The sequence below is a fragment of the Streptomyces sp. NPDC055078 genome (genome assembly GCF_053607985.1).
The window spans coordinates 1-10,701 of the sequence record NZ_JBSGUP010000258.1 but is presented as its reverse complement, the minus strand read 5'-3'; the positions used below and the strand labels follow the sequence as shown (position 1 = coordinate 10,701).

The following is a 10,701-nucleotide window of genomic DNA, read 5'->3' as shown; positions in this document are numbered from 1 at the left end:
GGCTCACGCCTCCCGCGCACCCTCGTACATCTCATCGATCAGCTGCTGGAACTCGCGCTCGACCACCGGTCGCTTCAGTTTGAGGCTCGGCGTCAGATCGCCGTGCTCGACATCGAGGTCCCGGGGCAGCAGCCGGAACTTCCTGATCGTCTGCCAGCGCTGAAGGCCCTCGTTGAGCAGGGTCACATACCCCTGGATCAGCTCCGCCGTCGCCGGGTCGGCGAGGACCTCGCCGTACGACCTGTTCTCCAGGCCGTGGTCCTTGGCCCAGCCCAGGATCGTGGGCTCGTCGAGGGCGATGAGCGCGGTGCAGTAGTTCCGGTCGGCGCCGAGGACCACGATGTTGGAGACGTACGGGCAGATCGCCTTGAACTGGATCTCCACCTCCGTCGGGGCGATGTACTTGCCGCTGGAGGTCTTGATCAGGTCCTTCTTGCGGTCCGTGATCCGCAGAAAGCCGTCGTCGGAGAGTTCGCCGATGTCCCCGGTGTGCAGCCAGCCGTCCGGCTCCAGGACTTCCCGGGTCTTCTCGGGCTGCCCGTGGTAGCCCTCCATGATCCCGGGGCCGCGCAGCATGACCTCGCCGTCGTCGGCGATCCGTACCTCGGTGCCGGGCAGCGGCTTGCCGACCGTGCCCGTACGGTATGACGCGCCCGGGTTGACGAAGGACGCGGCGCTCGACTCGGTGAGGCCGTACCCCTCCAGGATGTGGATCCCGGCGCCCGAGAAGAAGTACCCGATCTCGGGCGAGAGGGCGGCGGAGCCGGAGATCGCGGCGCGCAGGCGTCCGCCGAACGCCTCGCGGAGCTTGCTGTAGACGAGCGCGTCGGCGACCTTGTGCCTGGCGCGGAGCCCGAAGGGCGCGGAGGCCGTGCCCGTACGGCGGAAATTGTCCTGGGTGACCTTGCCGTACTCGCGCGCGACCCCGGCCGCCCACTGGAAGATCTTGTACTTGGCGCCGCCGCCGGCCCGTGCCTTGGCCGCGACACCGTTGTAGACCTTCTCGAAGATGCGCGGCACGGCCGCCATATAGGTGGGCCGCACCACCGGAAGGTTATCGATGATCCGGTCGATCCGGCCGTCGACAGCGGTGACATGGCCCAGTTCGATCTGCCCGGAGGTGAGAACCTTGCCGAAGACATGGGCGAGGGGCAGCCAGAGGTACTGAACGTCGTCCTTCTCGATCAGCCCGGTCCCGGCGATGGCCTTGGCCATATAGGACCAGTTGTCATGCGGGAGCCGGACGCCCTTGGGCCGTCCGGTGGTGCCGGAGGTGTAGATCAAGGTCGCGAGCTGCCCTGAGGTGATCGCGCCGATCCGCTCCTTGACGGCCTCGGGGTGCTTGCCGAGGTGGTGGGTCCCGCGCGCCTCCAGTTCGGCGAGGGTGAGGACCCAGCCGTCGGGGTCGCTCTCGTCCGGCTCCACGTCGGCGGCGTCGATGACGACGACGTGCTGGAGATCGGGCAGCCCGGAGCGCCGCTCACGTGCCTTCGCCAGCTGTGCCGCGTCCTCCGCGATGAGGACCCGGCTGCCGGAGTCGGACAGGATGTACGCCGATTCCTCGGCGTTGGTGGACGGGTAGACCGTGGTGGTCGCACCGCCCGCGCACATCACCCCGAGGTCGGCGAGGATCCAGTCGATCCGGGTGGTGGACAGCAGGGCGACCCGGTCCTCGGGCCGCACCCCGAGATCGATCAGACCTGCCGCGATGGCGTAGACCCGCTCGGCGGTCCCGCCCCAGCTCAGCGACTTCCATTCGTCGGGCCCCTCCCCCGAGGCCGCGGGCACCGGGAAGCGGAACGCCTCGTCGTCCGGCGTGGCCATGACGCGCTCGGTGAAGAGGTTCGCCACCGAGGGCGGTCGGTTCTCGATCATGGTCTGAGTGTCGCTCACGACGTCCTCCGGGCCTGCGGCAGCACTGCGTGACTGGCTGCTTGTTTAACTGGCGAGTAACCATCGAGCCGTGATCAGAGTAGAGCGCGCTGTGCGGGTGCGTAAGGGGATGCGTACTGCCGGTTCATAACGAACGGTCCAGCTCTCATCGAACACCGCGAGCCCGGAAAACGCCCGCCCGGACTCCGGGCGGGCGCGTCTCCGTACGCCGTACGACCACGAGGTGAGGGGCAGCTCGCAGGGGCTGGTCTCACGAGCCGCCCTCAGGGGCTGCCCTCAGGGGCTACTTCTTCCCCTTGCCGCCGCTCTCGTCGCTGGAGAGGACGGCGATGAACGCCTCCTGCGGCACCTCCACGCTGCCGACCATCTTCATCCGCTTCTTGCCTTCCTTCTGCTTCTCCAGCAGCTTCCGCTTACGGGAGATGTCACCGCCGTAGCACTTGGCGAGCACGTCCTTGCGGATGGCGCGGATGGTCTCGCGGGCGATGACCCGGGAGCCGATCGCGGCCTGGATGGGGACCTCGAACGCCTGCCGGGGGATCAGCTCCCGCAGCTTGGCGACGAGCCGTACGCCATACGCGTACGCCGCGTCCTTGTGGGTGATGGCGGAGAAGGCGTCGACCTTGTCGCCGTGCAGCAGGATGTCGACCTTGACCAGGCTGGAGGTCAGCTCGCCGGTGGGCTCGTAGTCGAGGGAGGCGTAGCCGCGGGTCTTGGACTTCAGCTGGTCGAAGAAGTCGAAGACGATCTCGGCGAGCGGGAGGGTGTAGCGGATCTCGACCCGGTCCTCGGAGAGGTAGTCCATGCCCAGCAGGGTGCCCCGGCGGGACTGGCACAGCTCCATGATCGCGCCGATGAACTCGCTGGGCGCGAGGATCGTCGCCCGCACCACCGGCTCGTGCACCTCCGCGATCTTCCCCTCGGGGAACTCGCTGGGGTTGGTGACGGTGTGCTCGGTGGTGTCCTCCATGACCACGCGGTAGACCACGTTGGGCGCGGTGGCGATCAGGTCGAGACCGAACTCCCGCTCCAGCCGCTCCCGGATCACGTCCAGGTGCAGCAGTCCGAGGAAGCCGACCCGGAAACCGAAGCCCAGGGCGGCGGATGTCTCCGGCTCGTAGACCAGCGCCGCGTCGTTGAGCTGGAGCTTGTCGAGGGCGTCGCGCAGCTCCGGGTAGTCCGAGCCGTCCAGCGGATACAACCCGGAGAACACCATCGGCCTGGGGTCCTTGTAGCCGCCGAGCGCCTCGGTGGCCCCCTTGTGCTGCTGGGTGATGGTGTCGCCGACCTTGGACTGGCGCACATCCTTCACACCGGTGATCAGATAGCCGACCTCACCCACGCCCAGACCGTCGGCCGGGAGCATCTCCGGTGAGTTCGTCCCGATCTCCAGCAGCTCGTGCGTGGCGCCGGTGGACATCATGCGGATGCGCTCGCGCCTGCCGAGCTTTCCGTCGATGACCCGGACATAGGTCACCACGCCCCGGTAGGAGTCATAGACCGAGTCGAAGATCATGGCGCGCGCGGGCGCGTCGGCGACCCCGACCGGGGCGGGCACATCGCGGACCACCCGGTTGAGCAGGGCCTCCACGCCGACACCGGTCTTCGCCGAGACCCGCAGGACGTCGTCCGGCTCACAGCCGACCAGATTGGCCAGTTCCTCGGAGAACTTCTCCGGCTGCGCCGCCGGCAGGTCGATCTTGTTGAGGACCGGGATGATGGTGAGGTCGTTCTCCATCGCGAGATAGAGGTTGGCGAGGGTCTGCGCCTCGATGCCCTGGGCGGCGTCGACGAGCAGGACCGTGCCCTCGCAGGCGGCGAGGGAGCGGGACACCTCATAGGTGAAGTCCACGTGGCCAGGCGTGTCGATCATGTTCAGGATATGGGCCCGGCCCTGGTCGGCGCCCTCGGAAGGGGCCCAGGGCAGCCGGACGGCCTGGGACTTGATCGTGATGCCGCGCTCGCGCTCGATGTCCATACGGTCGAGGTACTGAGCACGCATCTGCCGCTGCTCGACCACACCGGTCAGCTGGAGCATCCGGTCGGCGAGCGTCGACTTGCCGTGATCGATGTGCGCGATGATGCAGAAATTGCGGATCAGCGCCGGGGCGGTACGGCTCGGCTCGGGCACGTGGGGAGGAGTCGCGGGCACGCAGGGTCCTGATTCTTGAGACGGCGGGCGTCTCGTCTCGGGCGATGGCGGATCGATACGTAGTCCCCATGGTCCCACGCGGACGGGACTGCGCCCGGTTTGGGCCGCTCGAACGCAGGCTGGTAGCGTAGGCCGCTGTGTCTCGTGGTCTCGTGCTCCGTCTTACCGGAGCCTCCACGGGACGCGCAGCAGGGATCAACCCAAAGATCAACCCGATCGACTCAAGATCAACCCCGATCAACCCAGATCATTCGAACCTGAGAAGGCTCTTTCGTGGCGAACATCAAGTCCCAGATCAAGCGGAACAAGACGAACGAGAAGGCGCGGCTGCGCAACAAGTCCGTCAAGTCCTCGCTCAAGACCGCGATCCGCAAGGCCCGTGAGGCCGCTGAGGCGGGCGACGTCGAGAAGGCCACCACGGCCGCTCGCGAAGCCTCCCGCAAGCTCGACAAGGCCGTCTCGAAGGGCGTCATCCACAAGAACGCCGCCGCCAACAAGAAGTCGGCGCTGGCGTCCAAGGTTGCCTCCCTCCAGGGCTGAGCGTTTCCGCTGGACCCCGGGGGGCGACCCCCGACCCCCGGCGCCATCCCTCGCGGATGACCCGCCGGATGCCTTGATCGCTTTGATTGCCGGAAGGATCGAGCGGGCCCTCTCATCCGCTCCCCTCCCCGGCGGGCACCTCCGGACTCGCACTTGGACCTGCGTTCGCCACGCGGGTGCGAGTCCACCACAGATCTTCCAGATCTTTCCGAAGACCCCGGCTCACTCCCCGCCCTCCCCGGGCAGGCAGCGACCGGGGTCTTCGCCTTCCCCGACGGCACCGGCCGCCGCACCGACCGTCCGGCGTCGGCCACCCCCAGCCGCCCGGCGCGGTTCAGCTGTTCGCTGTTCGGCAGGGTTCCAGCCCCCGGGCAGGTGCGAAACGAGGACGGGTGAGGGTGCCGGCAGGCGCCGGGGCGCCAGGGCGGGGGCCGGCACAGAGTGGGGGCGGGCACAGGGCGGGGGCCGGCACAGAGTGGAAGCGGACGCGGGGTGAATACCGGCGCGGGGTGACAGCCGGCGCGGGTGGGCGGGCGGGCACGTGCGGGTGGGCGGGCAGGTGCGTGGGGCAGGGCGGGTCCGGCTTTCGGCGGGTGGGCAGCACTCGGGCCGAGCGCAAGGCGCGGGCGGAGGCCGGCGCGGGTGGGCGGGCAGGTGCGTAGGCAGGGCGGGCGCGGGCGGAGGCCGGCGCGAGTGTGGGCGGCGGAGGGCAATGCGCCGGGCAGAGGCAGACGCAGGGGGGCCACCGGGGCAACAGGTGGGCCACCGGAGGCAAGACGGCGGGCGCGGTTTTCGGCAACGGGGCGGTACTCGTCGAGCCGGGCGCGAGGCTCAGCGCCGGGCGCGGGCCGCCCGTGCCACCGCCACCACCGCCTTCTCCAGGGCGTACTCCGGATCGTCCCCGCCCCCCTTCACCCCCGCGTCCGCGTCCGCGACCGCTCGCAGGGCCATCGCGACCCCGTCGGGCGTCCACCCCCTCATCTGCTGGCGCACGCGGTCGATCTTCCAGGGCGGCATCCCCAGCTCCCGGGCGAGGTCGGCGGGCCGGCCGCCCCGCGCGGACGACAGCTTGCCGATCGCCCGCACCCCCTGGGCCAGCGCGCTGGTGATCAACACGGGTGCGACCCCCGTCGACAGCGACCAGCGCAGCGCCTCCAGCGCCTCGGCGGCCCGGCCCTCCACGGCGCGGTCGGCGACGGTGAAACTGGAAGCCTCGGCACGACCCGTGTAGTACCGCCCGACGACCGCCTCGTCGATCGTGCCCTCGACATCCGCGGTGAGCTGGGACACCGCGCTCGCCAGCTCCCGCAGATCGCTCCCGATGGAGTCGACGAGGGACTGGCACGCCTCGGGCGTCGCCGATCTGCCCAGCGCCCGGAACTCGGACCGCACAAACGTGAGCCGCTCGGCCGGCTTGGTGGTCTTGGGGCAGGCGACCTCGCGGACCCCTGCCTTGCGGGCGGCGTCCAGCAGACCCTTGCCCTTCGCACCACCGGGGTGCAGCAGGACGAGGGTGATCTCCTCGGCGGGAGCGCCGAGATACACCTTGATGTCCTTGATCGTGTCGGCGGACAGATCCTGCGCGTTCCGCACGATCACGACCTTGCGCTCGGCGAAGAGCGAGGGGCTCGTCAACTCGTCGAGGGTGCCCGGCTGAAGCTGGTCGGCGGTGAGGTCCCGCACGTCCGTGTCCGCGTCGGCGGCCCTCGCCGCCGCCACGACCTGCTGCACCGCGCGGTCGAGGAGCAGATCCTCCTGGCCCACGGCGAGCGTGACAGGGGCGAGGGGGTCGTCGGTCGAATTCTTCCTGGTGGCCATCGCGTCCAGCATCCCATGGGCCACTGACACTCCGTCCCGTACCGGAGAATGAGCGGGTGAGTGAAGGACGACATGTACTGGTGCTGCCCGATCGCGACGCCGCCGAAGAGGTGGCGCAGGAGCTGACGGGCCGGTTCGGGGTGACCGATGAGCCGCAGCTCGTACGGGACGCACTGGCGGGCGAGGACGACGCCGAGGACGCCCAGTGGCTGGTCGTGGTGGAGGACCCCGCGGCGCGCCTCGACCCCGCGGCCCTGGACGATTTCGCCGCCGAGTACGACGGGTGGCTGGAAGCGCCCCTGTGAGGCGGGGCGGGGAGCGGCGGCTCGGCCGTCCGTGCCGCGCGGGTCGGGCGGCACACGGCTGGACCGCCGCGCGAAGTGCTCCTGGCGGCCCGCCGCGACCTCGCCGCCAACGCCCGGCTGCCGTCCGTACGGTTCGCCACGCCTGGTGCCGGTGAGTGCGGCCACCGAGGGTGCCCCTGGCGTCCGTGATGGTCCAGGAGCAGGCCGCGGGCCGGGTGCGCGGAGACCGCGACGGGGATGCCGGAAGGTGAGCGTACGGACCCCACCGCGCGCCGGCACCCGGCCTCGCAGGGTCCTGGCGACCGCAGCCGGGCACCCCGGCCGGGCCCACTGTCCGGAGCGCACGCCGGGCGGGTCGGGCAGGCCGCGGGCCGGGCCGCCTGGCAGACCGGGCGGGCCGCCTGGCTGCAGGGGCCACGGGTGGCTCCGGTGCCTGCCGTGCAGGACCCGCCCGTGCGTGGGGCGAGGCCGGTCCGGGTGTGGCGGGTGGCGCGCGGCGTACCCCGGCGGACGCCGGCCCGCAGGCTACGGCCGGACCCCGTCACGGCGATCGGCCCTTCTGTGTCCGTACGCAGCACCACCGCTCCCCGGTCCCGGAGCGCCCCCACGGTCCGGGGCGAGGGGTGCCCGTAACGGTTGTCCCCACCCACGGAGATGAGTGCCAGCCTCGGGCGCACGGCATTCAGCAGGCCGGGGTGCTGATGGGCGGAACCATGGTGGGCGACCTTGAGGACATCCACCCGGCCGAGCGCCGGATGGGCCAGCAACAGCCCCCGCTGGGCCGGAGGTTCGAGATCGCCGAGCAGCAACAGGGTCGGCCCGTCCTCGACCCGGACGAGCAGCGTGACACTGGCGTCGTTGGGCCCCTCCGGCACCGAGGCGGGCCAGGCGGTGTGCGGAGCGCCTGCGGGGGGACCCGCGCCCGGGAGGGAACCGGCCGCCCCGCCCGCCGGCGGGCCGGTGTACGGCCAGAGCACCTGCCAGCTCAGTCGTCCGACCCGCCGCCGCTCCCCCAGCCGCGCGCGGACCAGGGGGACTTCCGCCTGCCGCACCGCTCTGTGCACGAAGTCGCTCTGCTCGCGCGGCTCGTCCAGCGTCGTCGTCTGCACCTCGCCGACCGCTCGGCCGCGCAGTACCCCGGGCAGGCCCCTGACATGGTCGGCGTGGAAGTGGGTCAGCAGAACGAGGGGAACCCTGGTGATCCCCAGCTCGCGCAGACAGCCGTCCACCGGCTCCGGGTCGGGCCCCGCGTCCACCACCACGGCCGAGCCGGCGCCGGCCGCCAGCACCGCCGCGTCTCCCTGGCCGACATCGCACATCGCGAACACCCAGCCGGGCGGCGGCCATCCGGTGAGGACCCTGGTGAGCGGGGCCGGGCGGACGACGGCGAACAGCAGGAGCAGCGCGCAGGCGGCGGCCGTCCAGGGGCGGCTCGGCAGCTTCCGGGCGATGAGCAGGACCAGGACGGTGAGGGCCGCGAGAAGCAGTCCGCCGCGCCAGCCGCCGGGCCACTCCAGCTGTGCTCCGGGCAGCCCCGCCCCGGCGCGGGCGACCGCGGCGATCCATCCGGCCGGCCAGCCCGCGATCAGGGCCAGGATCTCGGCCGGGGGCATCGCCACCGTGGCGGCGATGAGCGCGGCGAAGCCGAGGACCGTCGCGGGGGCGACCGCCAGCTCGGCGAACAGATTGCAGGGGATCGCCACCAGACTGACCCGCTCGGCGAAGATCGCCACCACGGGAGCGCACACGGCCTGAGCCGCACCCGCCGCCGCCAGCGCCTCGGCGATCCTCGGCGGCACACCCCGGGCACGCAGGGCTCCGCTCCAGCGTGGAGCGATGGTGAGGAGCGCCCCGGTCGCCAGCACGGAGAGCACGAAACCGTAGTGCCGCGACAGCCAGGGGTCGTAGAGCACCAGCAGCAGTACGGCGGCGGCCAGCGCGGGAATCAGGGTCCTGCGGCGCCCGGTGCCGATCGCGAGCAGGGTGATCGCCCCGCAGGCCGCCGCGCGCACCACACTCGGCTCCGGTCGGCAGACAACGACGAAAGCGAGGGTCAGCGTCCCGCCGAGGAGCGCCGTGCCTCTCAGGGTGATGCCCAACCGGGGTGCGAGGCCGCCCCGTTCGGCGAGCAGGGCCGTGCCGGGCGGTCCGATCAGCAGGATGAGCACGATGGTGAGATTGCTGCCGCTGACGGCGAGAAGGTGCGTGAGGTCCGTCGCCTCGAAGGCGGCCTGCAGCTCGGGGGTGACCCGCGAGGTGTCTCCGACGACCAGGCCGGGCAGGAGTGCGCGGGCGTCCGGGGCGAGTGGGTCCGATGCCTCCCGCAGCCCCGCTCTGAGATCTCCGGCGGTTCGCTGCAGGGCGGTTGGCGGGCCGGCGATCTCGGGGCCGTTCCCGTTCACCCGCAGCACGGCCGCGAACCGGTCGTCCCCGTTCAACGGCGGTACGAGCCGTCCCGCCAGCCGCAGCCGGGTCGACGGCAGCAGCCGCTGCCACCGGGCGAGGGCGGTGGGGTGCAGGCCGGGCCGGACAGCCACCAGGACCGGCGTCCGGGTAGTGCCGACCGCCCCGTCGGCAGCGGTCACCCGGGTGGCCTCCGCGTCGAACACCAGCGATCGGGGCGCCATCCGGTCCCCCAGGACGCGGGGCCTGGTGAGCCTGGGGTCGGAGGTGATCTTCACCTCCACGGTGGCATGGGCATGCTGGTCCGCGAGGGCGGGCACGGGGCCGCGCCGGAGATCCGCGCCATGCAGTCCGGCCGAGGCCGCGCCTGCGGCGGCGCACAGCAGGATCGCGGCGAGAGCGGTGGCATTGAGCCCGCGACGGCCCCCGGCCGGGCGGGAGGAACCACCCTCCGGTGCCGGGCCCCGGCCACAGTCGGCCCGAACGCGGTCGGCCCGTCCGCGCACCGCGCCGACCACGGCCGGGGCCAGCAGCCCTCCCGCCAGGGCGGTGCAGAAAACCACCCCGATCACCGTCCACCGTCCCGGAGCGCCCACCGCGAGAGCCGACGCGGCCCAGGCCGCCAGGGCCGGAGGCACCAACCGCAGATCGGCCGGTCCCTCCTGGCGGGGGTCGGACCGCCCCAGCCGATGGCCCGACGCGCTGTGCACGGCCTGGCGTGTCATGGCCGCACCAGCGGACGGAGGTCCGCGAACCGGCGGTCCCCGATTCCGTTCACATCGCGAAGCTGGTCGACCGAGCGGAATCCCCCGTGCCGGGTGCGGTAGTCGATGATGTGCCCGGCCAGGACGGGACCGACGCCGGGCAGAGTGTCGAGTTGGTCCTCGGTGGCCGAGTTGAGACTGAGCGGGCCCGCCGCCTGGGCACCTGGTGCCCCTGCTGCCTCGGCACCCGCGCCGCCTGTCCCCGCCAGGCCGGTGCCCGGGGCCGTGCCCGTCGGAGCCGTGCCCGTCGGGGCCGTCCCGGGCTGCGCGGGCACGCCCACCGCCACATGCTCGCCGTCGACGAGCAGCCGCGCCCTGTTGAGTCCGCTCAGATCGGCACCCGCCCTGACGCCTCCGGCTGCGCGCAAAGCGTCGTCGACCCGCGATCCTGCGGGCAGCCTGAGGACACCGGGGCGCCGCACCTTGCCGTTGACGTCGACGACAATCCGACCGCCGGTGGCCGCACCGGACGGCGGTCCGCCGGTCCCCGTCGTGGACGGTAATCCGCCGCTTCCGGCTCCGGACGGCACCGGGGGTCCTGGGGATGGTCGCGGTGCCCCCGGGCCGCTGGGGCCCGACGCCTGCCCGACCGGCTCCGGCGCACGGACGCTCTGCGGGCGACCCACCCAGAAGTGCTGAGCCGCGAGGGCCGCCGCGGCCACCAGGACGACGGCCAGGGCGGCGAGCGTCCGCTTTTCGAGACCGCATCTGAGCTGCACCCACAGCGGAAGCCGCTCCCGAACCGCGAGGGCCACCCGCCGCCCGGTGCCACCCGCGCCCGCTGCCGCCGGAAGCCCGGAACCGCCCGCCCCCGGAGGCGGAGCGG

Annotated in this window: 6 protein-coding genes and 1 pseudogene; 2 read left to right on the top strand and 5 right to left on the bottom strand. The window is 72.2% G+C overall.

Annotated elements, in window-relative coordinates; all coding sequences use genetic code 11:
* Positions 1-3: 3 nt before the first annotated feature.
* A complete protein-coding gene (locus tag ACWF94_RS21530; RefSeq protein WP_453490649.1) occupies positions 4-1,893 on the bottom strand; it encodes an AMP-dependent synthetase/ligase in 1,890 nt (629 codons plus the stop codon).
* A 283-nt stretch (positions 1,894-2,176) separates the two neighbouring features.
* A complete protein-coding gene (gene lepA, locus ACWF94_RS21525; RefSeq protein ID WP_453490646.1) occupies positions 2,177-4,045 on the bottom strand; it encodes a translation elongation factor 4 in 1,869 nt (622 codons plus the stop codon).
* 273 nt (positions 4,046-4,318) lie between these two features.
* Here lepA and rpsT point away from each other — a divergent pair, with 273 nt between their 5' ends.
* Positions 4,319-4,585 carry a 30S ribosomal protein S20 gene (rpsT, locus tag ACWF94_RS21520; RefSeq protein WP_453490643.1) on the top strand — a complete coding sequence of 89 codons (267 nt, stop codon included), beginning with the start codon at positions 4,319-4,321 and terminating at the stop codon, positions 4,583-4,585.
* A gap of 831 nt (positions 4,586-5,416) precedes the next feature.
* On the opposite strand, the gene holA is transcribed toward rpsT, so the two are convergent.
* Positions 5,417-6,403, bottom strand: coding sequence for a DNA polymerase III subunit delta (gene holA, locus ACWF94_RS21515; protein ID WP_453490640.1), 987 nt, complete (start codon positions 6,401-6,403; stop codon positions 5,417-5,419).
* Between the two features lie 56 nt (positions 6,404-6,459).
* On the opposite strand from holA, the gene ACWF94_RS21510 reads away from it, so the two are divergent.
* A complete protein-coding gene (locus ACWF94_RS21510; protein ID WP_453490637.1) occupies positions 6,460-6,708 on the top strand; it encodes a hypothetical protein in 249 nt (82 codons plus the stop codon).
* A gap of 503 nt (positions 6,709-7,211) precedes the next feature.
* Here ACWF94_RS21510 and ACWF94_RS21505 read toward each other — a convergent pair.
* Both ACWF94_RS21505 and ACWF94_RS21500 read right to left on the bottom strand, forming a co-directional pair.
* A pseudogene (locus ACWF94_RS21505) lies at positions 7,212-9,836 on the bottom strand (ComEC/Rec2 family competence protein); the annotation flags it as partial.
* Positions 9,833-10,701, bottom strand: an 869-nt coding sequence (locus tag ACWF94_RS21500; RefSeq protein ID WP_453490634.1) for a helix-hairpin-helix domain-containing protein, incomplete at its 5' end; no start/stop codon positions are given. The gene ACWF94_RS21500 and the pseudogene ACWF94_RS21505, both read right to left, overlap by 4 nt.